Source organism: Variovorax sp. YR266, assembly GCF_900107295.1.
Lineage (GTDB): Bacteria > Pseudomonadota > Gammaproteobacteria > Burkholderiales > Burkholderiaceae_C > Variovorax.
On sequence record NZ_FNPM01000003.1, the window covers coordinates 80,356 to 97,197 of the forward strand.

Genomic DNA, 16,842 nt, shown 5'->3' on the forward strand with positions numbered 1-16,842 from the left:
TTTTTTCTTTTCCCCATGCCTCCTTGGCACGGGCCCGTCCGGCCCTCAAGCACCATGCGCGCCTTCACGCTCTCCGATTTCGATTTCGCATTGCCACCCGATCTGGTGGCGCAACACCCGGCCACCGAACGCACATCCTCCCGTCTGCTCGACGGAACAGGGCCCGCGCCGGTCGACCGTATCTTCAAGCACCTGCCTTCGCTGCTGCGCGCGGGCGACCTGCTGGTCTTCAACGACACGCGCGTGGTCAAGGCGCGCCTGTTCGGCGAGAAGCCCACCGGCGGCAAGCTCGAACTCCTGGTCGAGCGCGTGCTGCAGGGCCACGAGGTCGTGGCGCACATGAAGGTCAGCAAGAAGCCGCCTGTCGGCACCACGCTGGAGATGGTCGGCGGCTTTCGCGCGACGCTGCTCGGCCGCTGGCCCGATGAGCAGGGTGCGCTGTTCCGCTTCGGCTTCGAGAGCGACGCGGGCGAAGACCCGTATGCGCTGATGGCCCGCTGCGGCCACGTGCCGCTGCCGCCCTACATCACGCACACCGATTCGGCCGACGACGAAAGCCGCTACCAGACCGTGTTCGCGCGCGTGCCCGGCGCGGTGGCAGCACCCACGGCCGCGCTGCATTTCGACGAAGGCCTGCTGGCCGAGCTCGAAGCGCGCGGCGTGCAGCGCGCCAACGTCACGCTGCACGTGGGCGCCGGCACCTTCCAGCCGGTGAAGACCGAGAACATCGCCGAACACACGATGCACGCCGAGCGCTACGAGGTTCCCGAGGCCACGCAGCGCGCCATTGCCGAGTGCAAGGCGCGGGGCGGACGCATCGTCGCGGTCGGCACGACCACCGTGCGCACGCTCGAGTCGTGGGCCAAGAGCGGCGAGGCCACGGGCGACACACGCATCTTCATCACGCCGGGCTTCGCCTTCGAGCACGTCGACCTGCTGGTGACGAACTTCCATTTGCCCAAGAGCACGCTGATGATGCTGGTCTCGGCCTTCGCGGGCTACGAGCGCGTGATGGCGCTTTATGCCCACGCCATCGCCCATCAATACCGCTTCTTCAGCTACGGCGACGCCATGCTGCTCGCACGGACCAAGGACTGAATGACATGCTGAACTTCGAACTCCTCAAGACCGACCCCGACAGCCACGCGCGCCGCGCCACGCTCACGCTCAACCACGGCAAGGTGCAGACGCCGATCTTCATGCCCGTGGGCACGTATGGCACCGTCAAGGGCGTGATGCCGCGCAGCCTGGAAGAGATGGGCGCGCAGATCATCCTGGGCAACACCTTCCACCTGTGGATGCGCCCCGGCCTCGACGTGATGGCGAGCTTCGGCGGGCTGCACCAGTTCGAGAAGTGGGACAAGCCCATCCTCACCGACTCGGGCGGCTTCCAGGTGTGGTCGCTGGGCGCAATGCGCAAGATCAGCGAAGAGGGCGTGAAGTTCGCGTCGCCCGTCAATGGCGACAAGCTGTTCCTCACGCCGGAGGTCTCGATGCAGATCCAGACCATCCTCAACAGCGACATCGTGATGCAGTTCGACGAGTGCACGCCCTACGACACCAAGGGCCACATCACGACCGAGGCCGAGGCGCGCATCTCGATGGAGCTGAGCCTGCGCTGGGCCAAGCGCTGCCAGAGCGAGTTCGCGCGGCTCGAGAATCCGAACGCCCTCTTCGGCATCGTGCAAGGCGGCATGTTCGAGAACCTGCGCGAAGAGTCGCTGGCCGCGCTGGTCGACATGGACTTTCCTGGCTATGCCATCGGCGGCGTGAGCGTGGGCGAGCCCAAGGAAGAGATGCTGCACATCATGGGCCACACGCCGCACCGGCTGCCCGCGAACAAGCCGCGCTACCTGATGGGCGTGGGCACGCCCGAAGACCTGGTGCAGGGCGTGGCCGACGGCGTCGACATGTTCGACTGCGTGATGCCCACGCGCAATGCGCGCAACGGCACGCTCTTCACCCGCTTCGGCGACCTGAAGATGCGCAACGCGCGCCACAAGAGCGACCCGCAGCCGATCGACCCGAGCTGCACCTGCCACGCCTGCGCGGGCACCTCGGGCGTGAGCTGGAACGACGGCGGGCGCGAGGGCTTCAGCCGCGCCTACCTGCATCACCTGGACCGCTGCGGCGAGATGCTGGGGCCGATGCTCACGACCATCCACAACCTGCACTATTACCTGAACCTGATGAGCGAGATTCGCGAGGCGCTGGACGCGGGCACGTTCACGGAGTTTCGCGCGCGCTTCAAGTCGGAGCGCGCACGCGGCGTCTGACGCCCAGGGCTGCCGGCCGCTACTTCAAGGGCTGGATCGGCAGCGGCGTCGCATAGGGCTCGATGCGCAGCAGCTCGTTCTTGAAGACGACGATCTGCTTGAGCGGCGCCTGCACCAGCGCACCACTTGCGTCCTTGTGCGAGGCGTATTGCCAGAGCGTGAGCTGCCCCTTCGCCGCGAGCTGTGCGGCCAGCCGGCCGCTCCACGGCGGGGTTGGAACCCGCGCCGAGCTGCGCCGCATCGACGCCCACGACAACCTCGTCACGCGGCGAGACCACCTTGAAGAGCTGCACGGGCGCTGCCGGCGCCTGGGCGCGAACTGAGCGCACGGCCAGGGCGGCAGGGAGAAGCGAGAGCGCAAGGAGGGCGCGGCGGGGAAAGGTCTTCGTCATGCGGGCAAGCGTAGTCACACAGGCCCGCGCTGCCCATTCGCCGTAAGCCATACGCCGGCCGGCGGCCCCGCGCCCGGCAGGGGCACGTGCATCCGGTACGCTTGCCGCCTCTCCTCACTGCTGTTGCTGCATTTACATGACCAACGCATCACAACTTTCGCCCTACACCGCCCGCTATCCCTCGCTGGCCGGGCGCACCGTGTTCATCTCCGGCGGTGCCAGCGGCATCGGCGAATCGCTGGTGCGGGCCTTTCACGCGCAGGGCGCGAAGGTCGGTTTCTGCGACCTCGATGCGGCTGCCGGCAACGCGCTCGCGGCCCAGCTGCAAGGCGAGCACCCGGCGCTGTTCGTACCGTGCGACGTGACCGATACAGTCGCGCTCGCCGCCGCCATCGACGCGGTGCGCCAGCGCTTCGGACCGATCGCCGTGCTGCTGAACAACGCGGCCAACGACCGCCGCCACGAGATGGCCGACGTGACCAGCGAAGACTTCGACCGCCTCGTGGCCGTCAACTTCAAGCACCAGTTCTTCGCGGCGCAGGCTGTAGCCGACGACATGCGCGCGCTGGGCGGCGGCTCGATCGTCAACTTCGGCTCCATCAGCTGGATGATCAAGGGCAAGGGCTACCCGGTGTACCAGGCCTGCAAGGCGGCGGCGCGCGGCCTCACGCGCTCGCTGGCGCGCGACCTGGGCAAGCAGAGCATTCGCGTGAATTCGATCGTGCCGGGCTGGGTGATGACCGAGCGGCAGATCAAGCTGTGGGTCAAGCCCGAATCTGGCGCGGAGATCGATGCGGCGCAATGCCTGCCGGGCCGCGTGATGGCTGAGGACATTGCGGCGATGGCACTGTTCCTGGCGGCGGACGACTCGCGCATGTGCACGGCGCAGGACTATGTGGTGGACGCAGGCTGGACCTGAAGCCTTTCTTCGCCTTCTCCCCCAAGCAAAAAGCCCGGCATGCCGGGCTTTTTTGATGTGCGTTGCGAGCAGGTCAGTCGCGCAGTTCTGCGGGCACCTTGCCGCCGTTCGCGGCCAGCTTGGTCATCACCTGGCGATGCAGCCAGATGTTCATCTTGGCGCTGTCGCTGGTGTCCGAGCCATAGCTCAGTTCGGCGGCCAGTTGCTTGCGTGCGTCGAGGCTGCTGTCCAGGCCCAGGAGCTTCATCAGGTCGACGATGGAGGTGCGCCAGTTCAGGCTGCTCGCGCCGGGCATGCCGTCGAGCAGGGCCTCGACGTCCACCACGGTGATGGCGGGCGGCGGCGCCGCTGCGGCGGGGGCGCCTGCGGGTGCGTCGGGGGCCGGCGCAGCAGGTGCGGGCGCGGCGTTTGCGGACGGGAAAATCTTGGAAAGGATGCTGCCGAAAATGCTCATGCTGGTGCTCCGTCGAAGGGGTTGGCTGGAAGTCTGCGGCAACGTTTGTGTCGCAGTCGGCGGTTGTAGCACGACCGTGCGGCATACCAGCTACACGGTGTGTCGATCGGACCGCCTCCTGTGACCGAATTCGCAGACTACGCGGCAGGTGACGCAATGGGCGGCAGAACGCGCGGCGCGGCCGAGGTGCCGCAGGCATGGCAGAACTTCGAGAACGCGCTCTTGCGCGTCTCGCAATTGCCGCAGTGGTCGAACAGGCCGATGCCGCAGTGCGGGCAGAAGTCGATCTCGTTGTTCTTCAGGTCCACCGGCCGCTCGCAGCCGGGGCACACGCTCTTGCCCAGGCGCGCAAGTGCGGTGTCGTAGCTGAGCTCTTCGCGCCGCACCTGGTCGGGCTGCTGCTCGGCCAGCTTCTGCCGCGCCAGGTAGCGGTTGAGCGCGACGATGGCATAGCGCCCCACCAGCACCGTGAGCACGATGCCCACCACGTAGCGCACATAGCCGCCATAGCTCGGCAGGTAGGGCACCAGCTCGACGAAGAAGGCGAACAGCGCGAAGAAGATGAAGCCCCACACGAACGGCCAGTAGGTGCTCTTGCGCTTCTTCACGAACAGCCAGCCGGCCACCAGCAGCAACGGCAGCGTGAGCGCCAGCCGGTAGGCGAACACGCGCAGCTCGATGCGGCGGTATTCGGCGTCAAGCTTGATCTGCGCGTCGCGCTCCAGGTCGGAAAGCGCCGTGCGGGCGCGCTGCTCGGCCTGGCGCGCATCGAGCGTGATCTGCTGCTGCGCGTTGACCTTGCGCTGCAGCTCGTCTTCCTTCTGCTTGAAGGCGTCGAGCGTCTTGGTGCGCGCGATGAGCTCGGTGTCCTGGTCGGGCTGCGCGGTGGCGCGGCGCGTGGCGATCCAGTTGCCGAAGGTTTCGCGTGCATTGGCGCTGGCCTGCTGCGCGGCGCTGAGTTGCAGGCGGATCTGGTCGAGGTCGCGCGCGGCCTGCAGCTCCGCGGTTTCCGAGGCCTTGATGGTGGCGCGCAGCGGCTCGGCCCTGGGCTTGTCGATGAAGTCGTCGAGCTGGCGCACGCGCTCCACTTGCGGCAGGTCACTCACGACGGTGCTGCCGAGCCCGATGAGGAAGCTCGCGAACACCAGCGCCACCAGCCAGAGGCCGCGGCGGAACCATTTTTCGGAAAGGCGCAGGGATTTGCTCATGTTGTTTTCTCCTTCTTGTCTTTCTTCATTGAAGCCTGAGTGTCACCGGCGCCGCACCCAGCCCCGCACGCGGCAGCCACGCGAACACCGAATCGACCGTCACCGTCTCGATGCGGTCCGAGAACCGCTTGTCGTTCGGATGATCGTCGAAGGCCACGTTGGCCGAGCCTACGCGCCCGCCCAGCCGGGTGAGCGGCCCGAGCTTCAGCGTGGTCGGCTCGTAGCCCTTGAACTGCATCCAGGCCTGCGCCTGCGCTCGGTTGCCGATGGTGGCGGGCTCCATGGCGGCGGCCAGCGTCTCCACTGCCCACTGGTTCGACTGCTGGTACTTCTGGCCCCAGGCATAGCTCACGATGCTGTAAGGGGCGGTGTGCAGCCGCACTATGCGCGCGGGCGATTCGTTCAGCGCGGCCAGCAGATGCGTCTGCACGTCGGGCGTGGGCACGACCCAGGCCGCCTCGTAGCGCCACGGGTCGTCGAGGAAGAACTCGCCCAGCCCCTGGCGGTAGACGGCGGCCACCGCGGTGCCGCACTGGTTGAGCTTGTGCACCACGCGCCACGGGCCGGCATCGGTCTTGTAGGCGAAGCCCAGGTGCGAATAGCGCAGGCCGTACTTGCTCAGGTCCTGCCCGGCACGCGCGAGGATCACGACGCGCGCGCCGCTGGCGTCGAGCGCCTGCGAGGTGCGCTCGGCCATCTGCATGCCCTTGACGATCACGTCGGGCGTCGGCTTGACCTGCTCGCACGAGCGGCCGGCCTGCGCCTGCATCGGCAGCAAGGCCATCGCGGCGAAGACGACGATGGTGGCGAGCCCGCAGAACACGGGCAGCGCGCCGCGCTTCATGACAGCCTCTCGTTGTAGAGCAGCGCGCGGCCGATGGCGTTGGGCACGAAGGCCAGCACCTCGCCGGCGGCCGACAGCACGACGCCCGTGCCGATCACGCTGACGACGACGCTGGTGCCCACCGCATTCGACAGGCCGTTGGCCGCGCGCCCCGCCACCTTGATGCTGGCACGCGCGCCGTCCGAGGCGCGTTCGAGTACGTACACCGTGCCATCGGCAGAGGCTTCAACCGCGACCACGGTGAGCGTAGAGCCGGCAACCGACAGCGCGGCAGGCAGCGCAACCGCCGTGGTGGCAGAAGCCCCGACGGCGGAGGCGGTGACCACCACCGATGCCACAGGCATCAACGAGAGAGCAACCGAGGCTTCGCTCTGCGCCTGGGCATGCAGGGGAATCGCGACGCCGGCGAAGGCGGTGCAGGCGGCGACGAGGACAGCGGCAATCGACTTTTTCATGATGGACTTTCGTTGATCGGACACGGGTTATTCGGCAGAGGAAGCAGCGGCTTCGGCGCGGGCCTGGCGACGGCCCTGCATGCGGGCTTCGGCCATGTCGGCCTCATGGCGGTCGCGCAGCGTCTTGGCCAGCGTGAAGGCCGAGCTGATGAGGAACAGCCAGCTCACGCCCAGGAAGGCCTTGTAGGCCTCGTTGATCTCCATGCGCACGAGGCCCCAGCCGGTCAGGCCCATCGCGGTGAAGAAGCTGCCCCAGACGACCAGCTTCCACATCGGCACGTCACGGCCCGCATCGGCGCCGCGCTCGGCGGCCTGCTGGCTGTCGCGGACGAACTTGGCCAGCATGAAGGCGGTGCTCAGGCAGAACACGTAGCCCATCACCATGAACGCCCGGTCCAGCGCCTCCCCTGGCAGCCAGCTCAGGCCGGTGGCGCACAGGAAGACGGCGATCGCGAACGAAGCCCAGGCCTGGAACTGCCAGGCCCGCGTGTCGCGCTGGATGAAAACGGTCGAGGTGGATGAGAGGGGTTGCATGTGTGCCTCGCGGCGTAGTGAAGGTGAGCGAATGATGGTTCGCCCCCGCACCGCGAGGCTTGAATGCTTGCACCAGTGGCGGCTTTCAGCGCCACCGGTATCTGCAGCCGATACTTTTGAGGTGTTTCAGGCGCCCAGCAGGGCGCTCACGCGCTGGCGCAGCGACTCGGGCTGCACCTCGGCCGGCGGCACGGGGCCGCCGACGTTCAGGCCCACGCGGCTGAAGAAGCCGCGGCGGAAAGGCTTGGCCATGGCCACCTGCTCGCCGCCGCGCAGCTCGATGCGGCTGAAGTACGAGCCCCAGAGATTGATCAGCGCCATCGGGATCACCGGCGGCTCCAGGCCTTCGGCGCGTGCGCTCTCGACGATCTTCATCACGCCGCCCTTGAAGGGCTGCAGCGTGCCGTCGCGCGTGATCGCACCCTCCGGGAAGATTGCGAGCAGGTCGCCTTCGCGCAGCACGCCCAGCGCCTTGGCAAAGGCCGCTTCGTACGCTGCCGGGTCTTCCTTCTGCGGCGCGATGGGAATGGCCTTGGCCAGCTTGAACAGCCAGCCCAGCACCGGCACCTTGAAGATGCGGTGGTCCATGATGAAGCGGATCGGCCGCGGGCTCGCCGCCATCAGCAGCACCGCGTCGATGAAGCTCACGTGGTTGCACACCAGCACCGCCGCGCCCTCGGTGGGAATGTGCGACTCGCCCTTGATATCGAAGCGGTAGACGAAGCGCGACAGCACCCAGGCCACGAAGCGCAGCAGGTACTCGGGCACCAGCATGAAGATGTAGAACGCCACCACCGCGTTGGCGATGCCGGTGAACAAAAAGATCTGCGGAATGGTGAAGCCCGCGCCCAGCAGGGCGCCGGCGATGACCGAGCTGCCGATCATGAACAGCGCATTGAGGATGTTGTTGGCCGCGATGATGCGCGCGCGGTGCGTGGGTTGGCTGCGCAGCTGGATCAGCGCATACATCGGCACGCTGTAGAGCCCCGCGAACAGCGACAGCAGCGCCAGGTCGACCATCACGCGCCAGTGCGCGCCCTGGTGCACGAAGGCGCCGATGCCCATCTCGGGCACCTTGGGCAGGCCGCGCGAGGCAAAGTACAGGTCGATGGCGAACACGCTCATGCCGATGGCGCCCAGCGGCACCAGGCCGATTTCAACCTGCCGGCGGCTCAGCGTCTCGCACAGCAGCGAGCCGACGCCGATGCCCACCGAGAACACCACCAGCAGCAGCGAGGCCACCTGCTCGTCGCCGTGCAGCACTTCCTTGGCGAAGCTCGGAAACTGGCTCAGGAACACCGCGCCGAAGAACCACATCCACGAAATGCCCAGCAGCGAGCGGAACACCACCACGTTCTCGTTCGCGAGCTTCAGGTTGCGCCAGGTTTCGCTGATGGGGTTCCAGTTGATGACCAGCCCCGGGTCGGTGGCCGGCGCCTTCGGAATGGCCTGCGCCACGCCCCGTCCGACCAGCGCCAGCAGCACGCAGCCCACGGCCACGCTCATGTGGCCGATCTGCGGTATCGCCACCAGCAACCCGCCCGCCACCTGCCCGAGCAGGATGGCGACGAAGGTGCCCATCTCGACCATGCCGTTGCCGCCCGTGAGTTCGCGCGCGTCGAGCACCTGCGGCAGGTAGGCGAACTTGACCGGCCCGAACAACGTGGAATGCAGCCCCATGAGGAACACGCAGCCCAGCAGCACCACGGCATTGGCCGTGACGAAGCCCCAGGCGGCGATCAGCATGATGACGATCTCGAGGTTCTTGACGAAGCGGATCATCTTCGTCTTGTCGAACTTGTCGGTGAGCTGGCCGGACGTGGCCGAGAACAGCAAAAACGGCAGGATGAACAGCGCACCGATCACCAGCCCCGCCATGGCCGGCGGCATCCAGCCCAGCTGGAGCTGGTAGGTCACCATGACGGTGAAGGCGAACTTGAAGAGGTTGTCGTTCGCCGCGCCGGCGAACTGGGTCCAGAAGAAAGGCGCGAAGCGCCGCTGCTTGAGGAGGGCGAACTGGTTGGCATGGGCGTTCGCTTCATGGGCCACGGGTGTGGCTGCGGCAGCGGCGGGATTTGTCATTCGAAGAGTGCTCCTCAGGCGGCCACGGCGGCGGCGCCCGGATTGTGCCGTAGTGCGGCTTCCCAGCGCATTTCGAGCTTGTGGAGCGCAAGCACCACGGGCAGCCCGGCGAGCGAGGCCGTCAGGTGCTTCAGCGTATGGCCCGAAACCGTGTGCCGCGTGAATTCGTAGATCTGGTGGTCGGCCAGCTCGAAAGCCTTGGCCAGCACGTAGAAGAAGATGACCCAGCCCAGCTTCAACCCGACCGACTTGCGCATCGGCGTGGCCAGCGCCAGCGTCACCACCAGCGCCATGCCGCCGAACTGCACCAGCGCCCAGGGCATGACGTTGCCGGTTTCCTGGAACACCTCGGCCGAGAGCAGGCCGGCCGTCAGCACGAACCAGGCGGCGGGCCAGCCGGCGCGCTGGCTCACCCGCTCACAGACCGCCACCCCGATCAAGCCTGCAAAGGCCACCGCCATGCCGGCGCGGTCCGCCGCGAGCCGGGGGGCGTCGGGCACGAGGTGGAAGAATGCCGAGCCCGCGGCGGTGGCGATCAGGCCGGCGAAGAAGAGCCAGGCGCAGTCCAGCGTGTTGTCGGGCGGGTCGCTGGCGGGCGGGGCCAGGGGGAATTGCGACAGCGCCTCCTGGTGCGAGCGGTCGATGCGGTTGAGCCGGTACAGGCCCCACAGGCCGATCACCACGAAGGGGATGTTGCTCAGCACGTCCATGGCGTTGGGCAGGCCGTGCCAGGCGCGGTCGTCGGCAAACACCGAGGCGATGGCGACTTCGGCGGCCGGCAGCTCGGGCCCGAAGAAGGCGATCAGCGCGAGCAGCACGAAGGTGAAAAGCAACCCGCGTTCGCGGCGGCTGAGAGAGGGCAAGAGCATGGCGGTCCTCGGTGGGTGGTCTGTACGAGCCGCGGAATTTAGTGGCGGGCCGCTCCACAGGCATCGAGAATCGATACGTGGCACTAATTCACACCTGACGGTATCTTCAATCGATACTTGCCGGCGCCCGTGTACGCTTCCGCCCCATGAGCACCACCGTCGATCTCGTCCAAGCCCTCAAGAACGAACTCAAGAGCGCCCGCATGACCTACGCCGACCTGGCGCGGTCGCTCGACATGGCCGAATCCAGCGTCAAGCGGATGCTGGCCAAGAGCGACATGCCGCTGTCGCGGGTGGACGCCATCTGCCGGGCGCTGAAGATCGATTTCGCCGAGCTGGCGCGCCGCGTGGCCGACGCCCAGCCGCTGCTGAAGGAGCTGACGCATGAGCAGGAAAAGGCCGTGGTCAAGGACAAGAAGCTGCTGCTGGTGGCCATCAGCGTGCTGAGCCAGTGGACGCTGGAGCAGATCGTGGCGGCCTACCGCGTGAGCGAGGCCGAGTGCATCGGCTGCCTGGCGCAGCTGGACCGCATCGGCATCATCGAACTGCGCCCGCTCAACCGGTATCGCCTGAAGCTCGCCAAGACCTTCCGTTGGCGGCCGCACGGCCCGGTGATGGAGTTTTTTCGCGAGAACGTGGTGCTCGACTACTACCGCGGCGGCTTCGACGGCCCGGCCGAGGGCCTGCTGCTGGTGCACGGCTCGATCAGCCGCTCGCTGGCGCCAGCCTTCCTGGAGCGCCTGCAGCGCGTGGCGCAGGACTTCGCGCAGCAGCACCAGACGGACCAGAAGTTGTCGGCCAAGGACCGCGAGGGCTACACGCTGCTGCTGGGCATGCGCAACTGGGAATTCGAGCTCTTCACCCGCCTGCGCCGGGGCTGAACCCGGGGCCGATCAGGGCTTGGCGGCTTCCAGGGTGTCGCGCATGGTACGCGCGGCGATTTTTGCCGCTTCGGCAAAGTCGTCGCCCGACGACGCATAAATGATCGCGCGCGACGAGTTCACGACGATCGGCGCATCGGCACGCCAGCCGGCGCGTACCGTGGCTACAGCATCGCCGCCCTGGGCGCCGACGCCCGGAATCAGCAGCGGCACCGTCGGCGCGAGCTCACGCACGCGCTCGATCTCGGCGGGGTAGGTCGCACCCACCACCAGGCCGAGCTGGCCATTCAGGTTCCAGGGCCCCTGCGCCAGCCTGGCGACGTGTTCGTACAAAAAGGGCTGCCCCTCGACGTCCGCCAGCCGCTGCCCCTGCAGGTCGGACCCGCCAGGGTTGCTGGTGCGGCACAGCAGGAAGGCGCCCTTGCCCTCGTGCTTGAGGTATGGCGCGACCGAGTCGAAGCCCATGAAGGGCGACAGCGTCACCGCGTCGGCACCGTAGCGCTCGAAGGCTTCCAGGGCGTATTGCTCGGCGGTGGAGCCGATGTCGCCGCGCTTGGCGTCGAGGATCGTGGGCACGTGGGGCGCGTTGCGGCGCATGTGCTCCATCAGCTGTTCGAGCTGGGCTTCGGCGCGGTGGGCCGCGAAGTAGGCGATCTGCGGCTTGAAGGCGATGACCAGGTCGGCCGTCGCGTCGACGATGCGCGCGCAGAAATCGAAGATGCGGCTGGCGTCGCCCTTGAATTGCCCCGGGAATCTGGCTGGCTCCGGATCGAGCCCCACGCAGAGCAAGGAACCGTTTTTTTGCTGTGCGGCGGCCAGCTTGTCGAGGAAAGTCATGGGGCCTGATTTTAGGCGGCCCGTTTCCGGCCCTCAGTTGGGCGCGGGCGTGTGCTGCTCGGCGGCCAGGCAGAGGTCGGCCCAGGCGCGTGCCTTGTCGGCGGGGTTGCGCAGCAAATACGCGGGGTGGTAGGTCGCCACCACCGCCGCGCCACCGACGGAATCCAGCGGCACGACGCGGCCGCGCAGCTTGCCCAGCGGGTCGCCGCTGCGCATCAGGCTTTGCGCCGCCAGCGGGCCCATCGCCAGCACGACGCGGGGTGCGAGCGCTCCGGCGTGCTCGTCGAAGGCCTCATCGATTGCGCGCGGGCTGCCGGGCTGGCCGGCGGCCACGCCGCGGTGGGTGCGCATGAGGTGCACTGGCGTCTGGCCGTCGTGCAGCTTCAGGGCACGCAGCATGTTGTCGAGCAGGCGGCCGGCGTCGCCTTCGAAGGGCTCGCCGTGGCGGCCGTCGGCTTCGGGCGGCATGTCGGCCACGACCAGCCAGCCGCCCTGCGTGGATTCCGCTGCGCCGGCGTCGGCGTAGAGGCGGCAGGGCGCCTCGACCAGTACGGCAGCGCCCTGGGACAGCGGCGCAGCCGCCGGGCGGGCAGCCGGTGCTGGTGCCGCAGCAGGCCGGGCGGCTGGTGCTGGCGCGGCAACGGGTGCTTCGACCTGCACGCGTTCCTCTGCCACGGCCACCTCTTCTTCGGCAACAGCAGCCGTCTCAGGCACCGCCACTTCCACCGCCTCGGGCACGGGCCACCAGACCTTCACGCCCATCTCGTCGAGCATCGCGCGCTGGCGCGCGTCGAGCTTCAATGTCTGTACCGCACTCATCGCAAGGCTCCCCAGGCGGAGCCTGATTCGTTCAAACGCAGGCTCATGACGACGGCGTCCTCGCGCTTGCCGTCGTGCGCCGGGTAGTAGCCCTTGCGCACGCCGACGCTGCGAAAGCCCTGGCGCATGTAGATGTCGAGCGCGCGCTGGTTGCTCTGGCGCACTTCGAGCCACAGCCACTGCGCGCCCTCGCCGCGAGACCAGCCGCCCAGCGCCTCGAGCATGAGCGGCGCCCAGCCCTGGCGCTGGAAGGCCGGCGCGACGGTGATGTTCAGCAGGTGCACCTCGTCGACGCCCTTCATGGCGACGAAGTAGCCGATCAGCGTTTCGCCCAGCTCCGTGACCGGCGAGCTCACACCCGGTGCCACGCCGGGCGCCAGCAGGCACTGGCAGTGGTAGCCCACGGCCATGGAATCGGTGAAGTTGGCGCGCGTCCAGGGATGGCTGTAGGCCGTCTGCTCGACCGCGCAGACGGCATCGATCCGCTCGACGGTGAGCGGTTCGAGGCGGGCTTCGACGGGCTGGAGGACGGCGCTCATGCGGGTCAGTTGGCGGCGGCTGCGGCCGCCTTGATGGCGGCGCGCTCTTCGGTGGTTTGCGCCACTTTATCCCGAACATAGAGCGGCCAGGCCTGCGCAGCCGGCACTGTGCGCCCGGCCGCGAGCAGCGCGGGGGCCAGCCGCAGCATGGCGGTGGCGGTCGGCAGCGCCTCGTGGCGGGTGGCGGGCGGGGCCAGGCGAAGGCCGTAGGCGGCGAAGGCATTGCCGGCTAGCGCCCAGCCGGCGGGCACTTCGAGGTCTTCGGGCGACAGCAGCAGGGGCTCGTCGTCGCCACCAAGCGGGCCGTTGGCCGCGAAGTCGTAGCGCGCGGCATAGATCTGGTCCATGCGGGCGTCCAGCACGGCCACCACCTGTTGGGCACCGAAGGCATGGCGCGCTTCCTCGGCCACGGCGAGCAGCGTGTCGACCGGCAGCAGCGGCACCTTGGCGCCGAAGGCCAGTCCCTGTGCCACCGAGCAGGCGGTGCGCAGCCCGGTGAACGAACCGGGACCGCGGCCGAAGACGATGGCGTCGAGCTCGGACAGCGCCAGCCCGGCGTCGCCCAGCAGTTGCTGGATCAGCGGGAGCAGGGTGGTCGAGGCTTGCGCGCCGCCCACACCGTTGTGCGCGAGCAACCTGTCGCCGTGAAGCACGGCCACGGACAGGTGCTCGGTGCTGGTGTCGAAGGCGAGCAGCTTGGGCAGGGCGAGGGGCATCCGCCGATTATCGAGGGGCGGCCAATCCCCAGGGTCACGCGCCGTTATCGCTGCGCAAAATGGCCAGCCCCGCCTTGCGCAGCGGCGCCAGCGCCTTGGCAGGAGCGTCCGGCGATACCAGCAGGCTGGTGGCCGAGGTCACGGGGTTCACCACCCAGGCCGACGCTGCGCCGAGCTTTTCCGACGAGGCCAGCACGACCGTCTCGGCCGCCGACGCCATCAGCGCGCGCTTGATCTCGGCCTCTTCCAGGTCGCCCGTGGTCAGCCCCGCCTCGGCGTGCACACCGGTGACGCCCATGAAATACGTGTCGGCATGGATGCGCGCAATGGCCGCCATCGCCGCCGAGCCGACCGCCACAACCGAGTGCTTGAAGAGGCGCCCGCCGATCAGCACCACCTCGATGCCGGCATGCGCCACCAGCTCGATGGCCACCGACGGACTGTGCGTGACCACGGTGGCCTGCAGATTCGCCGGCAGGTGGCGTGCGAGCTGCACGGCCGTGGTGCCACCGTCGACGAACACCACCTGTCCCGGCTTCACGAGGCGCGCAGCGGCGCGGCCGATGGCCACCTTTTCATCAGGAGCCAGTTGCTGGCGCCCCGCGAAGTCGGCCTCGGCCGCCGCGACCGGCAACGCGCCACCGTGCACGCGCTGCAACAGGCCTTCGGCGGCCAGCTCGCGCAGGTCGCGGCGGATGGTGTCTTCCGACAGGCCGAGTTCTTCGCTGAGCGACTTCGCGACGACGTTTCCGTCACGTCGCAGGACCGAGAGGATGTGTTGCTTGCGCTGGCTGGTGAGCATCGGCCGATGGTATCGATGCGCGCCGTCTATTGCACGTTTTTTCTTGTTTTTGCACGAATTCGCACATATGCTCGCCGCCATGACCATCCACGACCGCGTCCGGGTGCACGAAGTCACCCTGCTTTCCGACAACTGGTACACGCTGCGCACCACCGCCTTCGACTGGCGGCGCAACGACGGCCAATGGCAGCGCATGCACCGCGAAACCTACGACCGCGGCAACGGCGCCACCCTGCTGCCCTACAACCTCGCGCAGCGCACCGTGCTGCTGACGCGCCAGTTCCGCTACCCGGCCTTCGTCAACGGCCACGACGACCTGCTGATCGAGGCCGCGGCCGGCCTGCTCGACGACGCGGAGCCCGAGGAGGGCATCCGCGCCGAGGTCGAGGAAGAACTCGGCTACCGGCTCGGCACGGTGCAGAAGATCTTCGAGAGCTTCATGAGCCCGGGTTCCGTTACCGAGAAGCTGCATTTCTTCGTCGCGCCCTACGAGCCCTCGATGCGCATCGGCGCGGGCGGCGGGCTGGCCGAGGAGGGCGAGGACATCGAGGTGCTGGAGCTGGCCATCGACGAGGCGCTGGCCATGGTGGCCGACGGCCGCATCGCCGACGCCAAGACGGTGATGCTGCTGTATCACGCGAAGCTGCACGTGTTTGCGCCGGGATAATCGCCGGATGCCTCTTGCCTTCCGCCGCGCGGCCTGCGCACTGACTCTCTCCTTGCTGGCCCCGGCTGGCGCCTTCGCCCAGCAAGCACTCCCGACCCAGGTCGATGCCGCCCTTGCCCGCGCCAAGGTGCCGCGCGAGTCCGTGACCATGCTGGTGGCCGAGGCCGACGGCACGCGCCAGCCGCGCCTGGCCTGGCGCACGCAGGCGCCGGTGAACCCGGCGTCGATCATGAAGCTGGTCACCACCTACGCCGCGCTCGACCTGCTCGGCGCGGCCTACAGCTGGACCACGCCGGTCTACGTCGAAGGCACGGTGAACAACGGCGTGCTCAACGGCAATCTCTACATCAAGGGCCAGGGCGACCCCAAGCTGGTGCTGGAGCGCGTGTGGCTGCTGCTGCGCCACGTGCAGGGGCTGGGCATCACCACGGTGAGCGGCGACATCGTCATCGACCGCAGCGCCTTCGAGACCACGGTCGAGGGCGACCCGGGCGCCTTCGACGGCGAGCCGCTGCGCCCCTACAACGCCTCGCCCGACGCGCTGCTGGTGAACTTCAAGTCGGTCAACATGACTTTCGCGCCCGACCGCGCCGGCCAGATCGCGCGGGTGAGCTACGAGCCCCCGCTGGCGAGCGTGGCCATGCCGCCAACCGTGGCGATCGTGCCCGGCGAATGCGGCGACTGGCGCGCCGCGCTGCGCACCGACTTCAGCGACGTGAACCGCATCCGCTTCAACGGCGGCTTCCCGGCCGGCTGCGGCGAGAAGAGCTGGGCCGTGGCCTACGGCGACCCGCGCACCTACGCCATGCGCGCCATCGGCGGCATGTGGGCCGAGATGGGCGGGCGCGTGGGCGGGCAAATGCGCGAGGGGCGCGTGCCGGCGGGGCTGAAGCCGGCCTTCGAGTTCGAGTCGCCGCCGCTGGCCGAGGTGATCCGCGACATCAACAAGTACAGCAACAACGTGATGGCGCAGCAGTTGTTCCTCACGATCGGGCTCACGCAGAAGAACCGCGGCACCTTCGAGGCCTCGCGCTCAGCGCTGGGCCAGTGGTGGCGCGAGCGCATCGGCACGGGCGAGGCGCAGCCGGTGTTCGAGAACGGCTCTGGCCTGTCGCGCGACGAGCGCATCAGCGCGGCCGCGCTCGGCAAGATGCTGCAGGTGGCATGGCGCTCGCCGGTGATGCCGGAGCTGATGTCCTCGCTGCCGGCCATGGGCGTGGACGGCACGCTGAAGAAGCGCACGCTGCGCTCCGGCGGCTCGGCCCACCTGAAGACGGGCACTCTGCGCGACGCCTCCGGCGTGGCCGGCTACGTGGACGGCGCAAGCGGGCGCCGCTACGTGCTGGTGGCCATTGCCAACGGCGAGAACGCGGGCGCGGCGCGCGCGGCGTTCGACGCGCTGGTCGACTGGGCCTCGCAGGACAACTGAGGCCGACGGCTCGGAAAGGCGCACGGCCAGCGGCCGTGTACTGAAATCTTCTGAGGGCAAACGCCCGCTTGCGCGCGGGCATGCCCCTGCACAGAATCGGACGGTCGTTCTTTTCCGTA

At 68.3% G+C, this 16,842-nt stretch carries 19 protein-coding genes; 6 read left to right on the forward strand and 13 right to left on the reverse strand.

Annotated features, from left to right (window positions below; translation table 11 throughout):
- Positions 1-54: 54 nt before the first annotated feature.
- Both queA and tgt read left to right on the forward strand, forming a co-directional pair.
- Positions 55-1,098: a tRNA preQ1(34) S-adenosylmethionine ribosyltransferase-isomerase QueA gene (gene queA / locus BLW48_RS09515; protein ID WP_093076169.1), complete on the forward strand. Its 1,044-nt coding sequence runs from the start codon at positions 55-57 to the stop codon at positions 1,096-1,098.
- Between the two features lie 5 nt (positions 1,099-1,103).
- Positions 1,104-2,276 (forward strand): tRNA guanosine(34) transglycosylase Tgt, encoded by a 1,173-nt coding sequence (gene tgt / locus BLW48_RS09520; RefSeq protein ID WP_093174262.1) that lies wholly within the window; start codon positions 1,104-1,106, stop codon positions 2,274-2,276.
- A 19-nt stretch (positions 2,277-2,295) separates the two neighbouring features.
- Here the strand turns inward: tgt and BLW48_RS35800 are convergent, their stop codons facing one another.
- On the reverse strand, positions 2,296-2,541 hold the full coding sequence (locus tag BLW48_RS35800) for a hypothetical protein (RefSeq protein WP_256330743.1): 246 nt from the start codon (positions 2,539-2,541) through the stop codon (positions 2,296-2,298).
- 263 nt (positions 2,542-2,804) lie between these two features.
- Here BLW48_RS35800 and BLW48_RS09530 point away from each other — a divergent pair, with 263 nt between their 5' ends.
- On the forward strand, positions 2,805-3,587 hold the full coding sequence (locus tag BLW48_RS09530) for an SDR family NAD(P)-dependent oxidoreductase (protein ID WP_093174264.1): 783 nt from the start codon (positions 2,805-2,807) through the stop codon (positions 3,585-3,587).
- A 73-nt stretch (positions 3,588-3,660) separates the two neighbouring features.
- Here BLW48_RS09530 and BLW48_RS09535 read toward each other — a convergent pair whose 3' ends face one another.
- The 7 genes from BLW48_RS09535 to BLW48_RS09565 all read right to left on the reverse strand — a co-directional run bounded on the left by BLW48_RS09535 (position 3,661) and on the right by BLW48_RS09565 (position 10,033).
- On the reverse strand, positions 3,661-4,041 hold the full coding sequence (locus BLW48_RS09535; protein ID WP_093055446.1) for a DUF3597 domain-containing protein: 381 nt from the start codon (positions 4,039-4,041) through the stop codon (positions 3,661-3,663).
- 137 nt (positions 4,042-4,178) lie between these two features.
- Positions 4,179-5,249 carry a zinc ribbon domain-containing protein gene (locus BLW48_RS09540; RefSeq protein WP_093174266.1) on the reverse strand — a complete coding sequence of 357 codons (1,071 nt, stop codon included), beginning with the start codon at positions 5,247-5,249 and terminating at the stop codon, positions 4,179-4,181.
- Positions 5,250-5,274: 25 nt separating this feature from the next.
- On the reverse strand, positions 5,275-6,093 hold the full coding sequence (locus tag BLW48_RS09545) for a DUF2145 domain-containing protein (protein ID WP_371127543.1): 819 nt from the start codon (positions 6,091-6,093) through the stop codon (positions 5,275-5,277).
- Positions 6,090-6,548 (reverse strand): hypothetical protein, encoded by a 459-nt coding sequence (locus BLW48_RS09550; RefSeq protein ID WP_093174268.1) that lies wholly within the window; start codon positions 6,546-6,548, stop codon positions 6,090-6,092. The genes BLW48_RS09545 and BLW48_RS09550 overlap by 4 nt, the downstream gene beginning before the upstream one ends.
- 27 nt (positions 6,549-6,575) lie before the next feature.
- Positions 6,576-7,082, reverse strand: coding sequence for a YiaA/YiaB family inner membrane protein (locus tag BLW48_RS09555; RefSeq protein WP_093055440.1), 507 nt, complete (start codon positions 7,080-7,082; stop codon positions 6,576-6,578).
- A gap of 126 nt (positions 7,083-7,208) precedes the next feature.
- On the reverse strand, positions 7,209-9,164 hold the full coding sequence (locus BLW48_RS09560) for an MFS transporter (RefSeq protein ID WP_093174270.1): 1,956 nt from the start codon (positions 9,162-9,164) through the stop codon (positions 7,209-7,211).
- A 14-nt stretch (positions 9,165-9,178) separates the two neighbouring features.
- Positions 9,179-10,033, reverse strand: a complete 855-nt coding sequence (locus BLW48_RS09565) for a hypothetical protein (RefSeq protein ID WP_093055436.1) — start codon at positions 10,031-10,033, stop codon at positions 9,179-9,181.
- Between the two features lie 146 nt (positions 10,034-10,179).
- Between BLW48_RS09565 and BLW48_RS09570 the strand changes: the two genes are divergently transcribed.
- Positions 10,180-10,914, forward strand: a complete 735-nt coding sequence (locus tag BLW48_RS09570; RefSeq protein WP_093055434.1) for a helix-turn-helix domain-containing protein — start codon at positions 10,180-10,182, stop codon at positions 10,912-10,914.
- Positions 10,915-10,926: 12 nt separating this feature from the next.
- Here BLW48_RS09570 and pyrF read toward each other — a convergent pair whose 3' ends face one another.
- Genes pyrF through BLW48_RS09595 form a run of 5 tightly spaced genes read right to left on the reverse strand, consistent with a single transcriptional unit; the run spans position 10,927 to position 14,627 of the window.
- Positions 10,927-11,751, reverse strand: coding sequence for an orotidine-5'-phosphate decarboxylase (pyrF, locus tag BLW48_RS09575; RefSeq protein WP_093174272.1), 825 nt, complete (start codon positions 11,749-11,751; stop codon positions 10,927-10,929).
- A 33-nt stretch (positions 11,752-11,784) separates the two neighbouring features.
- The gene (locus BLW48_RS09580; protein ID WP_093174274.1) at positions 11,785-12,570 is read right to left on the reverse strand and encodes a uracil-DNA glycosylase family protein; all 786 of its coding nucleotides are present in this window, start codon (positions 12,568-12,570) and stop codon (positions 11,785-11,787) included.
- Positions 12,567-13,109 carry a ribosomal protein S18-alanine N-acetyltransferase gene (rimI, locus tag BLW48_RS09585; RefSeq protein ID WP_093055428.1) on the reverse strand — a complete coding sequence of 181 codons (543 nt, stop codon included), beginning with the start codon at positions 13,107-13,109 and terminating at the stop codon, positions 12,567-12,569. The genes BLW48_RS09580 and rimI overlap by 4 nt, the downstream gene beginning before the upstream one ends.
- 5 nt (positions 13,110-13,114) lie before the next feature.
- On the reverse strand, positions 13,115-13,825 hold the full coding sequence (tsaB, locus tag BLW48_RS09590; RefSeq protein ID WP_093174276.1) for a tRNA (adenosine(37)-N6)-threonylcarbamoyltransferase complex dimerization subunit type 1 TsaB: 711 nt from the start codon (positions 13,823-13,825) through the stop codon (positions 13,115-13,117).
- Positions 13,826-13,859: 34 nt separating this feature from the next.
- A complete protein-coding gene (locus BLW48_RS09595; RefSeq protein WP_093174278.1) occupies positions 13,860-14,627 on the reverse strand; it encodes a DeoR/GlpR family DNA-binding transcription regulator in 768 nt (255 codons plus the stop codon).
- Between the two features lie 79 nt (positions 14,628-14,706).
- Between BLW48_RS09595 and BLW48_RS09600 the strand changes: the two genes are divergently transcribed.
- A complete protein-coding gene (locus BLW48_RS09600) occupies positions 14,707-15,294 on the forward strand; it encodes an NUDIX hydrolase (protein WP_093174898.1) in 588 nt (195 codons plus the stop codon).
- A 7-nt stretch (positions 15,295-15,301) separates the two neighbouring features.
- Complete coding sequence (gene dacB, locus BLW48_RS09605) at positions 15,302-16,723, forward strand: D-alanyl-D-alanine carboxypeptidase/D-alanyl-D-alanine endopeptidase (protein WP_093174280.1); 1,422 nt, start codon at positions 15,302-15,304, stop codon at positions 16,721-16,723.
- The last annotated feature ends 119 nt before the right edge of the window (positions 16,724-16,842 follow it).

What these genes read in the sequence shown, in the direction of transcription:
- queA (WP_093076169.1), top strand. Translation starts at nt 55, where the DNA reads ATGCGCGCCTTCACGCTCTCCGATTTCGATTTCGCATTGCCACCCGAT.
- tgt (WP_093174262.1), top strand. Translation starts at nt 1,104, where the DNA reads ATGCTGAACTTCGAACTCCTCAAGACCGACCCCGACAGCCACGCGCGC.
- BLW48_RS09530 (WP_093174264.1), top strand. Translation starts at nt 2,805, where the DNA reads ATGACCAACGCATCACAACTTTCGCCCTACACCGCCCGCTATCCCTCG.
- BLW48_RS09535 (WP_093055446.1), bottom strand. Translation starts at nt 4,041, where the DNA reads ATGAGCATTTTCGGCAGCATCCTTTCCAAGATTTTCCCGTCCGCAAAC.
- BLW48_RS09540 (WP_093174266.1), bottom strand. Translation starts at nt 5,249, where the DNA reads ATGAGCAAATCCCTGCGCCTTTCCGAAAAATGGTTCCGCCGCGGCCTC.
- BLW48_RS09545 (WP_371127543.1), bottom strand. Translation starts at nt 6,093, where the DNA reads ATGAAGCGCGGCGCGCTGCCCGTGTTCTGCGGGCTCGCCACCATCGTC.
- BLW48_RS09550 (WP_093174268.1), bottom strand. Translation starts at nt 6,548, where the DNA reads ATGAAAAAGTCGATTGCCGCTGTCCTCGTCGCCGCCTGCACCGCCTTC.
- BLW48_RS09555 (WP_093055440.1), bottom strand. Translation starts at nt 7,082, where the DNA reads ATGCAACCCCTCTCATCCACCTCGACCGTTTTCATCCAGCGCGACACG.
- BLW48_RS09560 (WP_093174270.1), bottom strand. Translation starts at nt 9,164, where the DNA reads ATGACAAATCCCGCCGCTGCCGCAGCCACACCCGTGGCCCATGAAGCG.
- BLW48_RS09565 (WP_093055436.1), bottom strand. Translation starts at nt 10,033, where the DNA reads ATGCTCTTGCCCTCTCTCAGCCGCCGCGAACGCGGGTTGCTTTTCACC.
- BLW48_RS09570 (WP_093055434.1), top strand. Translation starts at nt 10,180, where the DNA reads ATGAGCACCACCGTCGATCTCGTCCAAGCCCTCAAGAACGAACTCAAG.
- pyrF (WP_093174272.1), bottom strand. Translation starts at nt 11,751, where the DNA reads ATGACTTTCCTCGACAAGCTGGCCGCCGCACAGCAAAAAAACGGTTCC.
- BLW48_RS09580 (WP_093174274.1), bottom strand. Translation starts at nt 12,570, where the DNA reads ATGAGTGCGGTACAGACATTGAAGCTCGACGCGCGCCAGCGCGCGATG.
- rimI (WP_093055428.1), bottom strand. Translation starts at nt 13,109, where the DNA reads ATGAGCGCCGTCCTCCAGCCCGTCGAAGCCCGCCTCGAACCGCTCACC.
- tsaB (WP_093174276.1), bottom strand. Translation starts at nt 13,825, where the DNA reads ATGCCCCTCGCCCTGCCCAAGCTGCTCGCCTTCGACACCAGCACCGAG.
- BLW48_RS09595 (WP_093174278.1), bottom strand. Translation starts at nt 14,627, where the DNA reads ATGCTCACCAGCCAGCGCAAGCAACACATCCTCTCGGTCCTGCGACGT.
- BLW48_RS09600 (WP_093174898.1), top strand. Translation starts at nt 14,707, where the DNA reads ATGACCATCCACGACCGCGTCCGGGTGCACGAAGTCACCCTGCTTTCC.
- dacB (WP_093174280.1), top strand. Translation starts at nt 15,302, where the DNA reads ATGCCTCTTGCCTTCCGCCGCGCGGCCTGCGCACTGACTCTCTCCTTG.